The sequence below is a fragment of the Mesorhizobium sp. M7A.F.Ca.CA.002.09.1.1 genome, assembly GCF_003998555.1.
Classification (GTDB): domain Bacteria; phylum Pseudomonadota; class Alphaproteobacteria; order Rhizobiales; family Rhizobiaceae; genus Mesorhizobium; species Mesorhizobium ciceri.
This window is the reverse complement of the sequence record NZ_RZRR01001595.1, coordinates 1-472: the sequence shown is the minus strand read 5'-3', so window position 1 is coordinate 472 and position 472 is coordinate 1. Positions and strand designations below refer to the sequence as shown.

1 pseudogene is annotated in these 472 nt (G+C 66.1%); it reads left to right on the top strand.

From position 1 onward, the window contains the following. Nucleotides 1–354: pseudogene (locus tag EN994_RS34855) on the top strand (phage tail protein); the annotation flags it as partial. Between the last annotated feature and the right edge of the window lie 118 nt (nt 355–472).

Sequence of the window (472 nt, the reverse complement as noted above, 5' to 3'; positions counted from 1 at the left end):
GTTCCAACCCGCGCCGAGATCGCATCGCAGGCTGATGCCGCCGCCAATGCCATGGTCACGGCGGCGACGCCTGTCGATGAGAATGCCGGCTTCGTTCAGAGCCTTCTGTCGAGCGCGCAATCGCTGGTCAAGGTCAGGCCGATCGGCGCCGTCGAAGGCGCCGGCGCACCGGAAACCGTCGCGCGCATGGAGGCGGCGGTCAACCAGGGCGACTACGCCAAGGCACTCAGCGAGTATGAAACGCTGCCCGAGGCCGCCAAGGCCGCGGGCGCCGACTTTGCCGGTAAGCTGAAGGCGCGCATCGAGGTCGAGACCCAGGTCGATGCGCTGATCTCGGGCGCGATGAAGGCATGAGGGCAACACAATGATCCGCCTGCTCGCCTTCCTCATCGTCGTTTTCGCGCTCGGGCTGGGCTTTGCCTGGCTGGCCGACCGGCCGGGCGACATGGTCGTCACTTTCAACGGCTATCAA